Raw genomic sequence first — 16056 nt, 5'->3', positions numbered from 1 at the left:
AGGTGGGCCAGACGGGCAAGATCGTCGCCCCCGAGGTCTATATCGCGGTCGGTATTTCCGGCGCGATTCAACACCTTGCGGGCATGAAGGATTCCAAGACCATCATCGCCATCAACAAGGACGGCGACGCGCCGATCTTTCAGGTGGCCGACTATGGCCTGGAAGCCGACCTGTTCACCGCGCTGCCCGAGATCCTGACCAAGATCTGATCCGGGCGACCAAGCGGCAAGGCAAAAACGAAAGGCGGGGGCAAAAACCCCCGCCTTTTTGTTGTCAGTGATAGCAATAAGCTGGCGTTTAAACCGCGTTTGCGCCGCTTTCCATCGCCCGTACCTGCAGGCTGGGAATCGTGCGGCGCAGGATCTGGCGGCGCTGCTCGGCGCTCCATGGCAGATCGTCGCGCGGGGCGTCTTCCTCCAGCAGATGATCGCTCAACAATTGCCGCTCGGCGCGGGCGCGATGGGCCAGCGCGGGCGGGCTTTCCCCCGGACGCGCCGACAGGCGATCGTAATAGCTGTCCAGCAACCGCCCGCAATATTGCCGGGCCAGCGCCTGACTGGCCCCCGCCTCGGTCGCGGGCAAGGCATCGGGATCGGCCAGCGTGGCCATTTCATGCGCGGTGTCGGGCGCATCGGCCGACACGGTGCGCGCGCCCACCCCCCGCGCCGAAACGCGTTGATCCTGACGCAGCCGGTGGCGCAACCCCTGCAATTCCCCGCGCAATTGCCAATTGATCAGCGTGGTGAAACTGGCCTTGTCCGGGTCATAGCATTCGATCGCCCGCCACAACCCGATGGCACAGACCTGCTGGGCATCCTCGGCCGCGTCCATCAGGCCATAGGCGCGGGTGAAATGGCGGATGCGCGGCAACAGCCGGGCCAGCAACCGGGCGATATGCCGGTCGACCATCGCGCGCTCGCGGGCGCTGGGCACATGATCGGCCAACCGCGCGCGCAAGGCGATCAGCGCGGCGACCTCGTTTTCCAATGCTTGGCTGGCTTTGGACATGACGACATTCCCACGACCGGCGGGCAAAACGGCCCCCATCCGGGCTGGGACGGAAAATAGCTGACAGCGCGTAAACCATCCGCCGCCGCCCTGCTGCGCACATCTCCCTAAGACGGGCGCGTATGGCGGCCAATTCGGATCGAAACGCGCGATACGCCCTTGCGGCGCTTGCGCCTCGCATTTCCCTTCGCCTCGGCTTGGACGGCAAAGGCTCTAATGCGGGCGTTTTTCCTGCTCTTCTTCAATGCGGGTGGTCAGATCAATGATGCGATGGCAGGCATCCAGCATCTCGTCCGTGTCGCCATCGCGCAGCGCCACGGCAAATTCGGCGGCCAGCAGGTGCCCATCGCCCGATTTCAGCCGCGCGACCAACTGCGCCAATGGCGGCAGCAATTGCGATGGATTCTGCTCGGCGTCGATATCGGCACGGCTGAGCATATCCAGCGTCTTGCGATAGAGGCACTGCGCCGCCAGCAAAGCAGTGCAGCGGAAGGCGCAATCACAGCGGGTCGCAGCCGCAGCCGCCTCCAGCGCGGCGGTGGTCTGGGCATCGTCGCGTTCACGCCCATTGCGGCGCGGCTTGCGCGGCACGGGCGGCTTTTTGTCATCAAAGGGCGGCTTGGACGGAGACATACCCTTATTATAGAGAGATGCCGCGCCGGAGCGGGGGCGCTGCCCCTAAAGAATCTGCCCCAGCAGATGCAGCGCCAGTCCCACCAGCCCCCCCACCAGCGTGCCATTGACGCGGATGAATTGCAGATCGCGCCCCACAGCGTTTTCGATCCGGTTGGCCACGGTATGCGCGTCCCAGCGGCGGACCGTGGCCGACACCAGCGTCACCATCCCCGCGCCATGCCGCGCCGCCAGCGCCGCCACCAGCCGCCGGACATAGCGATTGGCCCGCGCCCGCAACCGCGCATCGGTTTGCAGCCCCGCGCCAAATTCGGCCAGCGCCTGCCCCATCCGCCCCTGCAACAGCGCCTGTGGATCGTTCAGACCGGCCACCAGCGCGGCGCGCAACCGGTCCCATGCGCCCTCCAGCCAGCCCTGCATCGCCGGACTGGCCAGCAGGGCATCGCGCATCTGGGCCACCCGCGCCTTGGTCGCGGGATCATGCCGCAGGTCCTGCGCCAATTGCGCCAGCGCGCTTTCGGCGCGGGCGCGCAAGGGGTGATCGGGATTGACGATACATTCGGCCAACAGGCGGTACAGCCCGTCCAGAATGCCATTGGCCAGCGTTTCGTCCAGCCCCGTCCAGCGCAACAGGCTGCTGGCGCGTTGCTGGATGGCGGCGCGCAGGATGTCCTCGTTGCTTTCCAGCAGAGTCCCGGTCTTGTGCAGCAAGGCGTCGATCAGCGGGCGGTGGCGGCCATTGTCCATCGCGGCCTGCAACGCCTGACCCAGCAAGGGCGCCAGATCAATCCGCGCCAATTGCCCCTGAATCCCGCGTGCCAGCACCCGGCCCAGATCATCGCCCGGCACCGAATGCAACAGATCGGTGATCAGCCCGGCCGCCCCCTGACGCAAGGCCGCCGCGCCGCCCGCGCGCGGTTCCGCCAGAAAGCGGCCCATGGCGCCTGCCACATCCACCCCCTGCATCCGCCGCGTCACCACTTGCGGCGTCAGGAAATGGGCGCGCAGGAAATCGGCCAGCGCGTCGGCGATGCGGTCCTTGTTGGTGGGGATGATGGCGGTATGCGGGATCGGCAGGCCCAGCGGGCGGCGGAACAGCGCCGTGACGGCAAACCAGTCGGCCAGCCCGCCCACCATCGCCGCCTCGGCAAAGGCGCGCAAGGCGGGGACGTCCAGCCAGCGCGCCAGCCCGTAAAGGCCCGCCATCGCCACCAGCAAACCGGTGGCCAAATGGCGGGCGGAACGGAGGCTCTGGCGCGCCAAGACCTTACTCGGCCGGTTGCGCCCCGTCGGCGCGGGCGCGCTCGTCTTCGGCGTGGTGGGGTTCGAAGGTCAACAGCTTGCGCCGCAGGATCGGCCCGATGCGCCGTTCAAACCCATCGGCCAGACTGAACGCGGCCGGCACGATCACCAGCGTCAACAGTGTCGAAAGGCAAAGCCCCCCGATCACCATCGTGCCCATCGGCTTGCGAAACGCCGCGTCGCCCGAAATCGACAGCGCCGCCGGCAACATGCCCGCCGTCATCGCCACCGTGGTCATCACGATCGGCTGAGCGCGTTTGTGCCCGGCCTCGATGATCGCCTCGAATTTGGCGACACCCCGGCTCATTTCCTCGATGGCGAAATCTATCAGCAGGATCGAGTTTTTGGCCACGATGCCAAACAGCATCAGCGTGCCGATATAGACCGCCATCGAGATGTTCTGCCCGGTGATCAACAGCGCCAGCAAGCCGCCCAGGGGCGCCAGAAACAGCGAGCCCATGTTGACCAGCGGCGAGACAACGCGGTGATAGAGCAGCACCAGCACCGCAAACACCAGACCGATACCGGCAGGCACCGCAAAGGCCAGATTGGTGATCATCTCCTGCTGCCACTTGCCCTCGCCAAAGGCGGTGCGCGACACGCCGGCGGGCAAATTCTTCATGATGGGCAGGTTGTTGATCTTGGTGTCGGCATCGCTTTTGACCACACCGCGCGCCAGATCGGCGCCGATGAACACGCGGCGTTCCTGATTGTACCGCTGGATCGAGCTGGGCCCGGAGCCAAAGCTGATATCGGCCACGCGCGAGAGCGGGACCGAGCCGCCGCTGGCAATCGGCACCGGCAGATTGGCCAGATTGCTCAAGTCGCGGCGCGCCTCGACCGGGAAACGGACGCGGATCGGCACCTGACGGTCGCTCAGGCTGAACTTGGCGGCGTTCTGGTCGATCTCGCCCATGGTGGCGATGCGAATCGCCTGCGACAGCGACGTGGTCGTCACCCCCAGACTGGCGGCCAGATCCATGCGCGGGGTGATCACCACCTCGGGCCGGCGCAGGTCACCGCTGATGCGCGGCGCGACCACTTCGGGCAGGGTCTTCATCTGCTCGACCAGATCAGAGGCCGCGCGGTCCAGCGCCACCGGATCAGAGCTGGACAGCATTACCTCGATCCCGCGACCGGTGCTGGAACCGCGCCCGGGACCTGCCGCCTGAATCGTCAGCCGCGCATCGGGCACCTGTTGCAGCAAAGCGGTAATGTCACGCTCGATCGCGGTGCTGGTGCGCTTGCGGTCCTTCTTGAACATGATCATCACGCGGCCGTTGCCTTCGTTGATGCGTTCCAGCACCTTGTCCACCTCGGGCACGGACATGACCAGATGGCGCACCTTGTTGGTGACGATAGCGGTCTGCTCGATCGTGGTGCCGGGCACCATTTCCACGCGCACCTGGCTGAAATTGGCGTTTTGATCGGGGAACATGTTCGACGGCATCATGGCAAACAGCACGATCGTCAGCGCAAAAGAGCCAGCCGCCACGCCGATCATCCACACGCGATGGTCACGCAGGCGGGCCAAAAGGCGGTCCCACCAGCTCAGCCGCCCCTTTTCCGCCAGCACCCGCGCCCGCCACGCCCGCGCGCCCGACACGTCCAGCGACCAGTGCAACACGCGCAGATAGACATCCATCATCCGCCCGCCGCCATGTTCGGCCGACCCGTGCGATTTGAGGAAATAGGCCGCGACCATCGGCGTGATCATGCGCGCCACGGCCAAGCTCATCAGCACCGAGACAACCACCGTCAGGCCGAAATTCTTGAAAAACGCGCCCGCCACGCCCGGCATCAGCCCGACCGGCAAAAACACCGCCGCGATCGAGCAGGTGGTCGCCACCACCGCCAGCCCGATCTCGTCGGCCGCGTCGATGGCGGCCTGATAGGCGGTTTTGCCCATGCGCATATGGCGCACGATATTCTCGATCTCGACGATGGCGTCATCGACCAGCACACCCGCCACCAAGCCCAGCGCCAGCAGCGACATGGTGTTGAGCGTAAAGCCGAACCATGCCGACATGCACCAGAAGGTGGGGATGGCCGAAAGCGGGATGGCAATCGCCGAAACAATCGTCGCGCGCCAGTCGCGCAGGAAGAAGAACACCACCACGACCGCCAGGATCGCGCCCTCGACCATCGAGCTGATCGAGCTTTCATATTGCTTCTTGGTATAGGTGACCGAGGTGAACAATTCGGTGAAATGCACCTCCGGATGGGCCGCCTCCAGCCGCTTCAGCTCGGCCTGAACGCCGTCATAAACGCTCACGTCCGAGGCCCCGCGCGCGCGGCTGATGCCAAAGGTCACCACCTGACGCCCGTCGATCTTGCCCAGCGAGGTGACCTCGCCATAGGAGTCCTTGACCGTGGCGATATCGGCCAGCTTGATCGCGCGGTTGCCCAGCGAAATTTCGGTCTGCGACAGTTCAAACGCGCTGCTGGCATTGCCCAGCACGCGCAAAGATTGCCGCGTCCCGCCGATTTCGGCGCGGCCACCGGCCGCATTGGTGTTAAGCGCCCGCAGCGCCTGATTGACCTGCGGCGCGGTCACGCCAAAGGCCTGCATCCGCGCCGGGTCCAGCGTCACCAGAATCTCGCGGCTGACCCCGCCGCCGCGATTGACGCTGGCCACGCCATCAATGTTCAGGATGTTGCGCGCGACGGTGTCATCGACAAACCAGCTCAGCTGCTCCATCGTCATGTCGCTGGCATTGACCGCGAAATAGGCGATCGGTTCGGACGAGGTGTTCACCTTGAACACCTGCGGCTCCAGGATGCCATCGGGCAGGTTGCCGCGCGCCTGATCGACGGCGTTCTTGACCTCGTTGACGGCCGCGTTGATGTCCTCGCCCAGCTGGAACTCGACGATGGTCTGGCTGTTGCCTTCGGACGCGGTCGAACTGATCGATGACACGCCCGAAATCGTCCGCACCGCCGCCTCGACGCGCTGGGTGATCTGGGTTTCGATCTCGGTCGGGGCGGCGCCCGGTTGGCTGATCGAGACGATCACCATCGGGAATTCAATGTCGGGCTGGTCCTGCACCTCCATGCGGGAAAAGCTGACCATGCCCAGCAGCATCAGCGCCACGAATAGCACGATCGGCACCACCGGGTTGCGGATCGACCATGCCGAAAGATTGCGAAAATCCATGTGCTGTGCCGCCTTTACGCTTACTGGCCGCGTTCAATGCGGGGATCGACGGTTTCGCCTTCGGACAGGAACGCGCCGGCGCGCAGCACCACCCGCTCATTGCCCGACAGGCCCGAAGCGATCGCCACACCCTTGCCGGTGACCATCGCCAGTTTCACCCGGCGGCGCTGCGCCTTGTTGCCCGGCCCGACGATATAGACATAGGACCCCTGCGCATCGGCCTGCAGCGCCGATTCGGGCAGCAAGGGCGCGGAAATCATGCCGCTCTGGATCTCGGCGCTGGCAAAGCCGCCGGGGCGCAGATCAGGCGCATAGGCCAGCGAAATGCGCGCCATGCCCTGACGCGAGGCCGGATCGATGATCGGCGATACCTGCCAGATCTCGCCGGTATAGCTGGTGGCGCTGCCCACCGGCGTCACCTTGACCTTTTGCCCGACGTGCAATTGCGCCAGATCGGTTTCGGACAGCTTGGCCTTCAGCTCCATCTGCCCGGCCTCTGCCACGCGGAACAGCGCGCCGCTGGACGGACCGACGATCTGGCCCGGCTCGACCGAGCGGTCCAGCAACAGGCCATCGGCAGGCGCCACGATATCCAGCCGGCGGATCTTGGCCCGCGTTTCGCCCAGCAAGGCCTGCGCCACCGCCACACGGGCATTGGCCGCATCGCGCGTCGCGGTCAGGCGATCAACATCGGCATTGGAAATGAACCCGCCACCCACCAGTTTCAACGCGCGGTCCAGATTGGCCTGCGCCAAACGGGCATCGGCCTGCGCCACGCGCACATTGGCCTGCTGGTTGGCCAGTTGCTGCAACTGCACCGAACGATCGATGACGGCCAGCAACTGCCCGCGCTTGACCCATTGCCCGGCGTTGACCAGCACGGACTGGATCGTCCCGCCCTCACCCACCGAGCCAACCGGCATGTCATGGCGCGCCGCGATGCTGCCGGTAACGCTGATGGTGCCGGTGATCTGCGTCTTGCCGGGGATGGCCACGGTCACCAAAGGCGCCTGGTTGACGCCCTTGGTCGCGTCCGCCGGCTTGTGGTGCAGACCATACCAGATACCGATCAGCGCCAGCGCGCCGCCCACGCCCAACAGCGTGTTGCGCACCGGAAAAGGCTTTGGCGCGTCATCGGCATAGGTGTCTTGGCCGGTCATACTCTCATCCCCCGCGATCGGATCAGGGCCATCCGTCGCCTTTGCATCGTTTCGCGTTCGACTAAGCCGGCGGTCCCCGTCCCGACCGCCGTCAGCGCGCCCAGACATGGCGCGGCGCTGCCGTATTACCCATGTATAGCACCTGCGGCAAGAGGCAGAGCCACCGCAAGGCATAGCCCTTTGGGCATAGACGTCACGCGAAGCCCATGCAAACGCTTTGCTTTACAGTGTCAGGGGGGCAAAGGGGTCTGGCGCCGCGCATTCGTATCCATGGGCGTATCCATGGGCCAGAAAAAAGGGGGCGTGGTGACAGATCGCGTCACCACACCCCCTTTTTTTCGCCGTGTGCCGGCGTGCCGCTCTGCGGGCGGCAGACCGGGGGCGCGCTGTTCACAACGCCCCGGCCCTGATCGCTCAGTATTTCAGCTGGCGCTCGTACAGATCGCGGTAATGCTGGATGCGCGTCACGCGCAGGCCCTGCATCCCCGACCGGTCGACCGCGCGCTGCCACGAGGCGAACTCTTCGAGCGTGAGGTTGTAGCGTTCGCACACCTCCTCGATCGTCAGCAGCCCACCGTTGACGGCAGCGACCACCTCTGCCTTGCGTCGCACGACCCAGCGGGTGGTGTTCGGCGGCGGCAGCGAGTCCAGCGTCAGCGGTTCACCCAGCGGCCCGATGACCATGGCTGGCCTGATTTTCTGGTTCTCGATCATTTCAACCCTCGATCGCCGGACGGAAAGGCGCCGGCAACACGCAAATCAGTGCCAGATGTGTCTTTGCTATCGCCTAAAAGTATAGGGTTAATGGCTGGTGACATTTGATCCTCTGGCGATTGTGCGGACACGCCCGAAACGGCGGCGGACGGGGCCTGCGACAGGGTATCCCCCACAGCAAATCCGGCCATCACGCGCGCCGCGTCAGGATGGAAACTGCCGCCCGTATTCCCCGTGGCAACGTCGCCCCGGCTGACCGAACGGTGAAAGGCATGGGCCGCAGCCAACCGCATCGCCAGCTCGTGCCATTCCGGCCGGGCGGGCTTGTCGGGTTTGGCTCCACTGGTGTGGCGCAACCACAGATCGCTTTCAAATCTCAGTTCCATTGCCACAGGGATACACCCCCCATGGTCAAGGCCCGGTAAAAACCGGATTCAGGCATTGGTGAGGATGTTTAATCCCGGCAAAAGGTTGCCCCTGCGGCAATTCCTTGCCCTGAACGGCAGAATTTGGCGGTTGCGCCCACATCGTGTATGGGCGCGGCCATGTCCGCCAACGCACAAATCTTTACGCTCGCATCCGATGCCGACTTTGCATTGCGCAATGCGGGCGCGCTGTTTCAGTTAACCGGAACGGCACCGGGCAGCGCGAGCGAATCCCTGTCCGCACGGCGAATCGTCGTGGCGATGTCAGGTGGAGTCGATTCCTCGGTGGTGGCGGCGCTGGCCGCGCATTCGGGGGCCGAAGTCATCGGCATCACCCTGCAATTGTATGACCACGGCGAAGCGGTAAAGCGCAAGGGCGCCTGCTGTGCCGGCGATGACATCCGCGACGCGCGCGCCGTGGCCGACCGGCTGGGCATTGCCCATTATGTGTTCGACCATGAGACATCGTTCCGGGAAAGCGTGGTCGAAACTTTTGCCGACGAATATATGGCCGGACGCACGCCGATCCCCTGCATCCGTTGCAACATGGGGCCCAAATTCGTCGACCTGTTGACGATGGCGCGCGATCTGGGGGCCGATTGTCTGGCCACGGGCCATTATGTGCGGCGAATCATGGGGCAGCATGGCCCCGAACTGCACCGCGCCATCGATCCCGCGCGCGATCAATCCTATTTCCTCTATGGCACGACCGAGGCGCAGCTGGACTACCTGCGCTTTCCCCTGGGCGGCATGGAAAAGCCGGTGGTGCGCGCATTGGCCGAACATTTCGGGCTGAAGGTCGCGGCAAAGCCCGATTCGCAGGACATCTGTTTCGTCCCCGATGGCGATTATGCCAGCGTCGTGCGCCGCATTCACCCACAGGCCGACGATGCGGGCGACATCCTCCATGCGCAAACCGGCAATGTGCTGGGCCGCCACCGGGGGATCATCCACTATACGGTGGGGCAACGGCGGGGCTTGGAAATCGGCGGCCTGGCCGAGCCATTGTATGTTGTGGGGATCGACGCGGCGCGCGGCGCGGTGCTGGTGGGGCCACGCGCGATGCTGGCGGTCTCGGCCGCGCATATCACCGAAACCAACCGCATCGGCCCCCTGCCCGCCGATGTGCCCCTGACGGCCAAGGTGCGATCTTTGGCCAAGCCTGTGCCGATCACGCTGGAGGGTGATTTTGGCGATGGCGCGCCCGCCACGATCCGATTCGCCGCGCCCGAATATGGCGTGGCGCCGGGGCAGGCGGCGGTGATCTATGCCGGGGACCGGGTGATCGGCGGCGGCTGGATCGATTCGACGGAAAAGGCGGCGGTTTAGCCCATCACCTGCGGCGTTACCCGCAGGCCTTCGTTCAATGACCAATCCAGCCGGTTGAAACCGGGGGGCGTCTTGCGCAGCCGTTCGGACAGCGTGCCCGCCCCCACCATGCGGATCGAGCGGCCACCCACCTGTACCATCCGGTCGAACGGGTCATGCACATGGCCCGAGAGCACAACATCGGCCCCGGCCTGCGCCAATTGTACCACCGCGTGCCAGCCGCGCGTGGTGGAGCCGGCCCCGTCGCGCCGGGCGTGGATCAGCGGGTGATGGCACGCCACCAGCCGCAATTGCGCGTGATCGGCGCGGGCCAGATCCGCCAGCGCCCCGGCCAACGCGGATCGCCGCACATGCCCCTTTGACCAGTTCAGCCGCCATTGCGCGGGCGTGACCGTGGGCAGCGAGACCAGCCGCACCCGCCCGCCCGGCACATCGCCCTGCACCCGCGCCCGCATCGCGCGATAACGGTCAAACGGGCGGCGCAACCGCTCCACCATTTCCCAGTAATAGGGCATGTCGTGGTTGCCCGGTTCAACATGCACCGGCACATCCAGTCCGCGCAGCCATTCCTCGGCGGCGGCGAATTCGCGCGTTGTCCCGCGCATCGTCAGATCGCCGGTACACACCACAGCGGTCGGGCGCACATCGGCCACGCATTGCATGAACCAGCGCAGCGCGGCGCGGTCCTCTGCGCCGAAATGCAGGTCAGAGATATGGAACAAGGTGGTGATCGTATGGGGCATGCCCCCCGTCAAGCAGATCGCGCGCGCGCCGCCAAGCCCCAAATGGCCATGCCCCAATCAGCCTATCCGGCCCAGCAGGAACCACGCCCCCGCGCCATTGGCCACGGTATACAGCCCATAGCCCCACGCCCAACTCTCGCTACCATGGGCCACCATCAACAGGCTGGCGAACAACAAGGCGTATTCGATCCCCAGACTGAACCACACCGCCACCGGCTGATCGGCCATGGTGGCGCCGGGCGTCCAGATGCGCCGGTGGTGCAACACCGCGACATGCATGGCAAAATTCACCACGCCCAAGGCAAAGACAACCGCCAGTTCCATCGCCCTACCTTAGGGCCAAGCAGATCAGTCTGTCACCGGGCTGTTTTGTCCGGGGTGCATTTACGGGAATCTATGTGGCAGAGCGGCGGCACAAAATTGCCGGGATCAGGCCAAACAGCCCCTGCCCGGCCAAGCCCAGCGCGCCAGCGGGCGTGCGCATCGCGGCCAGCCATTGCGCGGTGCTTTGCCCCGCCAGCGTAACCGCCATCCCCCATTCGGCCAGCAGCAACAGCGCCAGCCCCACCGCCCCCATGCCCAGCGCGCGCGCGCCATGGGTGACGGCATAACGGGCCATCAGCGCGCGGGCGGTCCACACGCTGGCACCCAGCATCAGCGGCAATTCGCACGCCACCGCCGCCACCGGGCCGATCCGGGGGGCCAGCCACACCGTCCGCACCACGCCCAGCGCAAATCCCAGCGCCAGAATGCGTGCGGCATAGGCCAGCCCCGCCCGGACCATCGTCAGGTCAGCCCAGCAGGCCTTCCTTGGCGATCTTGTCCTTCCAGGCCAGCGGAGCCAGCTGGTGGACGTTCTTGCCTTCGGAATCGACGGCCACGGTCACGGGCATGTCCTCGACCGTGAATTCATAGATCGCTTCCATGCCCAGATCGGCAAAGCCCACGACCTTGGCTTCCTTGATCGCGCGGGCCACCAGATAGGCGGCGCCACCAACGGCCATCAGATAGGCGCTCTTGTGGTTGGCGATTGATTGCGTGGCCTTGGGGCCGCGCTCGGCCTTGCCCACGCTGGCCAGCAGGCCAAGGTCGAGCATCAGGTCCGAGAAGCTGTCCATGCGCGTGGCCGTGGTCGGACCAGCCGGACCGACGACTTCTTCGCCCACCGGGTCCACCGGGCCAACGTAATAGATCACGCGGCCAGCGAAATCGACGGGCAGTTCCTCACCCTTGGCCAGCATGTCCTTGATCCGCTTGTGCGCGGCATCACGGCCGGTCAGCATCTTGCCGTTCAGCAACAGGCGGTCGCCCTGCTTCCAGCTCTGCACTTCCTGCGCGGTCAGCGTGTCCAGATTGACCTTCTTGGCCGCAGCGTCAGGCGCCCAGTGGACCTTGGGCCATTCGTCCAGCTTGGGCGTTTCGAGGAACGACGGGCCGCTGCCGTCCAGCGAGAAATGCGCGTGGCGCGTGGCGGCGCAATTGGGGATCATCGCCACCGGCTTGGACGCGGCATGGCAGGGCGCGTCCAGAATCTTGACGTCCAGAATGGTCGCCAGACCGCCCAGACCCTGCGCGCCAATACCCAGCGCGTTGACCTTGTCAAAGATCTCGATGCGCAGCGCTTCCAGATCGTTCTGAGGGCCGCGCTGTTTCAGCTGGGCCATGTCGATCTGTTCCATCAGCGCCTTTTTGGCCAGCAGGACGCAATGTTCCGCCGTGCCGCCAATGCCGATGCCCAGCATGCCCGGCGGGCACCAGCCAGCGCCCATCTGGGGCAGCATCTCGATCACCCAGTCGACGATGGAATCGCTGGGATTCATCATCTTGAACTTGGACTTGTTCTCGGACCCGCCGCCCTTGGCCGCCACGTCGACATGGATCTTGGAACCGGGCACCATCTCGACATGCAGGACGCAGGGCGTGTTGTCGCGGGTGTTGCGGCGGGTGAAGGCCGGATCGGCCAGCACGCTGGCGCGCAGCTTGTTGTCGGGGTGGTTATAGGCGCGGCGCACGCCTTCATCCACCACCGCCTGCAACGACTGGTCCGAGTCCAGACGGCAGTTCTGGCCCCATTTGATGAAGACATTGACGATGCCGGTGTCCTGACAGATCGGACGGTGGCCCTCGGCGCACATGCGGCTGTTGGTCAGGATCTGGGCGATGGCGTCCTTGGCGGCGGGGCCGGCTTCGGCCTCATAGGCATCGCCCAGCGCGCGGATGTAATCCATCGGGTGGTAATAGCTGATGTATTGCAACGCGTCGGCGACGCTTTCGATCAGGTCATCCTCGCGGATGGTCACCATATCGGCCATGCTTCAGGCTCCTGTCAGGCGGCCCGGCCAACGCGCGCGGGTGTGTGTGCGGGCACGCGGGCGGGGCTGTTTGTCATGCGGATGGCGCCCCATAGGCGCGTTTTGCCGCACAGGTCAAAGCGCAATGGACCTGTCCGAAAGACGAGCAGCGCATTTTTGCCCCATCTGCGGCGCTTTTGGCACGTAAAGCGCTTGGCTTTGGGGGGTGGCTTGGCCTAGAAGCGGGCGCATTGTTGCGTGGCTGTATTAGCTGTGCAATACGCATGGCAGGCATACGCCCCGGCGGGGTGTGGGATGGCCTGTCATTTTTCGGATCGGCCCATAGGATACGAATTGTCATGACCACGATGGAATTCCACATTGCCGGGGCCGCCCCGGGCACGCCGCGCCGCGCGATGATCGACAGCCAGCTGCGCACCAGCGGCGTGAACGAGCCTTGGGTGCTGGCCGCGATGGCCGCCCTGCCGCGTGAGGATTTCGTGCCCGAGGCGCAAAAGGCCGCCGCCTATATCGACCGCGCAGTGCCGCTGGGCAATGGCCGCTATCTGGCCGCCCCGCTGGTGCATGGCAAGATGCTCGCCGCCGCCGAACCGGCCAAGACCGACAAGGTGCTGCTGGTGACGTCGGGTTCGACCTATCTGGCGGCGCTGCTGGGGCCGCTGGTGGGCGCGCTGACTCAGGTGGACGCCGCTGATGTCGCCAATGGCATTGCGGGCGCGCCCTATGGCCTGATCATCATCGACGGCGCGATCGAACAATTGCCCGACGCCTTGGTTGGGGCGCTGGCCGATGATGGCCGCATCGTTTCGGGTCTGGTGGACCGTGGCGTCACCCGTCTGGCGCTGGGCCGCAAGGCGGCGGGCGCTGTGTCCTTTGTCGCGCTCAGCGATCTGGGCATCCCCGTCCTGCCGGAATTCGCCGCGCCCAAGGGCTGGAGCTTCTGAACATGACGCCACGGAGAGGCCGTCACTGGCTGATGGCAGGCGTAGTGAGCGCCGCCATCGCCGCCATCAGCACCCCGCTCAGCGCCCCACTCCACGCCGAGGAACTGCGCGACGCGCTGGCCTCGGCCTATGCGTCGAACCCGACGCTGCTGGCCGCGCGCGACCAGTTGCGCGCGACCGACGCGGGTGTGCCGCTGGCACGGGCTGACGGCCTCCCCTCCCTCTCTGCCAGCGTGCAAGAGATGGAAAACGTCCAGCAAAGCCGCCTCTCCTCCGGCTCGACCTATATGCCGCGGGTGTTCTCGATGTCGGGGGCGCTGTCGGTGCCGGTGTTTTCGGGCGGGGCGGTGCGCAATGCCGTCCATGCCGCCGAAACCCGCGTTGTGGCCGGCCGCGCCGATCTGCGCGCGGTGGAAAGCGGCGTGTTCAGCCAGACCGTCACCGCCTATCTGGACGTGATCCGCACCGAGGCGATCGTGCGGTTGAACATGGCGCAGGTGCAGACGCTGGAAGTCAACCTGAAGGCCACCAGCGACCGGTTCCAGATTGGCGAGCTGACGCGCACCGACGTGGCGCAGTCGCAATCGCGTCTGGCGCTGGCGCAGGGCAATCTGCGCAGCGCCGAGGCGGCCCATGCCGTGGCCCGCGAAACCTATATCCAGGTGGTGGGCAAGCCTGCGGGCCAATTGGCCAGCCCGCCCGCGCTGACCGCCGTGCCCGCCAATGTCGAGGACGCGGTCGCCTATGCGCTGGACCACAATCCCGATCTGCTGGCCGCCCATGAACGCGCCCGCGCCGCCGGGTTTGACCGCGCCGCCGCTGGCGCGGCCCGCCTGCCCAAGATCTCGATCTTTGCCGATACGGCGCGCACCGATTACCAGAATTCGCTGCGCATCACCGGGGTTCCAGCGGCGCTGACACCGCAATCGACCACCACCGCCGATGTCGGCATCCGCGCCACCATCCCGCTGTATCAGGGTGGCCGCCCCAGCGCGCTGGTGCGTCAGGCCGAAGCCCGCGAAAGCCAGTCGCTGGACCAGCTGATCGGGGTGGAGCGGCAGGTGATCGCCGGGGTGCGTTCGGCCTGGTCGAATTACCGCGCGGCGCAGGCGATCATCACCTCGACGCAAAAGGCGGTGGACGCGGCACAATTGTCGCTAAAGGGCGTGCGCGCGGAAAACAGCGTGGGCAATCGCACCATCCTCGACATCCTGAATGCCGAGCAGGAGCTGATCAACGCACAGGTCCAGTTGGTGACGGCGCAGCGCAACGCCTATGTCGCGGGATTCAGCCTGTTGTCCGCCATGGGCCGGGCCGAGGCGCGCGATCTGGGGCTGGACACCGGCAGCCTGTACGACCCCGAGGCGCATTATCGCCGCGCGGCGGGAGACTATCTGGATTGGGGCAGCGATGGCCGCCCGCAGGCCACCGCGACGCGCACCGTTGACACTCCGCCCCAGTCAGGCACAATCCCGGCCAAGTAGGCGTTACGGATTCGCGCCTAACTTGCGGGGTACGATCTGTGTCCTGATCGTTGGATGAGCCGGTTTTTCGGCGTATTTGCCTGAATTTATTGGCTTATTCGGCATTCAGGTTATGTGGGGGACTGCAATGCGCCAGCCTGGCGAACCTTCGGTCGAGGATATCCTTGATTCGATCAAACGCGTGATCGCGCGCGACAACCGCGCCAGTCAGGCAGCCTTGCGCGCGCCCGAGGGTGAGGACGTGGCTGAGGACGACCCGGTCGAGGATGTGGCCGAAGATGTCGATCCCCTGCCCGGCCCGCGCGGCGCCCCCGCGCTGCAACTGGTGGCCAGCAATCCCATCGGCGGCGCGTCATCAGACCATGGCCATGGCGATGATGATCATGCCACCACGCGCAATGGAACCTATCTGAACGGTGCCACCTATAACGGCACGCGGGAGGACAGCATGCCCCATGACAACATGCAGGCCGGCAGCACCCATCATGCTGGCCCGTCAAATGATGACATTCTGGATCTGGGCGTTTCGGGACAATTCCTGGACCCGCAGGACGAGCCTTTGGTTCTGACGCATGAAGAGGAGGTCGCTTTGGTAAACGCTGAGGCCCGCGCGTCGATGCGCGATTCGCTGGCCACTCTGGCCGCTGTTGCCCACCCCGATCCCGCCCCCGCACCGGCTCCCGCGCCCAAGGGGGACACCTCGCTGGAGGAAATGGTGCGCGAATTGCTGCGCCCCGCCCTGTCCGACTGGCTGGACAAGAACCTGCCCGCCATGGTCGAACGCATGGTGCAGGAAGAGATCGCCCGCATCGTCGGCAAGCAGGACTGACCTGCCCCGCCCATAC

Annotated in this window: 16 protein-coding genes; 5 read left to right on the top strand and 11 right to left on the bottom strand. The window is 65.6% G+C overall.

Features of this window, described 5'->3' with window-relative positions; all coding sequences use genetic code 11:
- The coding region (locus GTZ99_RS15740; RefSeq protein ID WP_201742573.1) for an FAD-binding protein at window positions 1–209 on the top strand (209 nt) is incomplete at its 5' end.
- An 88-nt stretch (window positions 210–297) separates the two neighbouring features.
- On the opposite strand, the gene GTZ99_RS15735 is transcribed toward GTZ99_RS15740, so the two are convergent.
- From GTZ99_RS15735 to GTZ99_RS15705, 7 genes are all read right to left on the bottom strand, one after another.
- Window positions 298–1008 (bottom strand): sigma factor, encoded by a 711-nt coding sequence (locus GTZ99_RS15735; RefSeq protein WP_161720590.1) that lies wholly within the window; start codon window positions 1006–1008, stop codon window positions 298–300.
- A 213-nt stretch (window positions 1009–1221) separates the two neighbouring features.
- Entirely contained in the window at window positions 1222–1641 is a 420-nt protein-coding gene (locus GTZ99_RS15730; protein WP_161720589.1) for a hypothetical protein, read from the bottom strand.
- Window positions 1642–1686: 45 nt separating this feature from the next.
- On the bottom strand, window positions 1687–2871 hold the full coding sequence (locus GTZ99_RS15725; RefSeq protein ID WP_227711421.1) for a DUF445 domain-containing protein: 1185 nt from the start codon (window positions 2869–2871) through the stop codon (window positions 1687–1689).
- Between the two features lie 37 nt (window positions 2872–2908).
- Complete coding sequence (locus GTZ99_RS15720; RefSeq protein ID WP_161720588.1) at window positions 2909–6100, bottom strand: efflux RND transporter permease subunit; 3192 nt, start codon at window positions 6098–6100, stop codon at window positions 2909–2911.
- 20 nt (window positions 6101–6120) lie between these two features.
- On the bottom strand, window positions 6121–7260 hold the full coding sequence (locus GTZ99_RS15715) for an efflux RND transporter periplasmic adaptor subunit (protein ID WP_227711420.1): 1140 nt from the start codon (window positions 7258–7260) through the stop codon (window positions 6121–6123).
- Between the two features lie 414 nt (window positions 7261–7674).
- Window positions 7675–7974 carry a CtrA inhibitor SciP gene (gene sciP, locus GTZ99_RS15710; protein WP_161720586.1) on the bottom strand — a complete coding sequence of 100 codons (300 nt, stop codon included), beginning with the start codon at window positions 7972–7974 and terminating at the stop codon, window positions 7675–7677.
- Window positions 7971–8366: a hypothetical protein gene (locus tag GTZ99_RS15705; RefSeq protein WP_161720585.1), complete on the bottom strand. Its 396-nt coding sequence runs from the start codon at window positions 8364–8366 to the stop codon at window positions 7971–7973. Before GTZ99_RS15705 ends, sciP begins: the two co-directional genes overlap by 4 nt.
- A 153-nt stretch (window positions 8367–8519) precedes the next feature.
- Here GTZ99_RS15705 and mnmA point away from each other — a divergent pair, with 153 nt between their 5' ends.
- Window positions 8520–9728, top strand: coding sequence for a tRNA 2-thiouridine(34) synthase MnmA (gene mnmA / locus GTZ99_RS15700; RefSeq protein ID WP_161720584.1), 1209 nt, complete (start codon window positions 8520–8522; stop codon window positions 9726–9728).
- Here the strand turns inward: mnmA and GTZ99_RS15695 are convergent.
- From GTZ99_RS15695 to GTZ99_RS15680, 4 genes are all read right to left on the bottom strand, one after another.
- Window positions 9725–10471, bottom strand: a complete 747-nt coding sequence (locus GTZ99_RS15695) for a metallophosphoesterase family protein (RefSeq protein WP_201742572.1) — start codon at window positions 10469–10471, stop codon at window positions 9725–9727. The two genes, mnmA and GTZ99_RS15695, sit on opposite strands and share 4 nt — an antisense overlap.
- A gap of 57 nt (window positions 10472–10528) precedes the next feature.
- Entirely contained in the window at window positions 10529–10795 is a 267-nt protein-coding gene (locus GTZ99_RS15690; protein WP_161720582.1) for a hypothetical protein, read from the bottom strand.
- A gap of 70 nt (window positions 10796–10865) precedes the next feature.
- On the bottom strand, window positions 10866–11255 hold the full coding sequence (locus tag GTZ99_RS15685; protein ID WP_161720580.1) for a hypothetical protein: 390 nt from the start codon (window positions 11253–11255) through the stop codon (window positions 10866–10868).
- 7 nt (window positions 11256–11262) lie between these two features.
- Window positions 11263–12783, bottom strand: a complete 1521-nt coding sequence (locus tag GTZ99_RS15680; RefSeq protein ID WP_161720578.1) for a fumarate hydratase — start codon at window positions 12781–12783, stop codon at window positions 11263–11265.
- Between the two features lie 338 nt (window positions 12784–13121).
- On the opposite strand from GTZ99_RS15680, the gene GTZ99_RS15675 reads away from it, so the two are divergent.
- The 3 genes from GTZ99_RS15675 (at window position 13122) to GTZ99_RS17090 (ending at window position 16040) form a co-directional block, all read left to right on the top strand.
- Window positions 13122–13727: a protein-L-isoaspartate O-methyltransferase family protein gene (locus tag GTZ99_RS15675; protein WP_227711419.1), complete on the top strand. Its 606-nt coding sequence runs from the start codon at window positions 13122–13124 to the stop codon at window positions 13725–13727.
- 32 nt (window positions 13728–13759) lie between these two features.
- The gene (locus GTZ99_RS15670) at window positions 13760–15211 is read left to right on the top strand and encodes a TolC family outer membrane protein (protein WP_161720576.1); all 1452 of its coding nucleotides are present in this window, start codon (window positions 13760–13762) and stop codon (window positions 15209–15211) included.
- A gap of 127 nt (window positions 15212–15338) precedes the next feature.
- Window positions 15339–16040: a DUF2497 domain-containing protein gene (locus GTZ99_RS17090; protein WP_320076699.1), complete on the top strand. Its 702-nt coding sequence runs from the start codon at window positions 15339–15341 to the stop codon at window positions 16038–16040.
- The last annotated feature ends 16 nt before the right edge of the window (window positions 16041–16056 follow it).

It is taken from the genome of Novosphingobium ovatum (genome assembly GCF_009909235.1).
GTDB classification, from domain to species: domain Bacteria; phylum Pseudomonadota; class Alphaproteobacteria; order Sphingomonadales; family Sphingomonadaceae; genus Novosphingobium; species Novosphingobium ovatum.
This window is presented reverse-complemented; position numbering and strand designations above follow the sequence as displayed.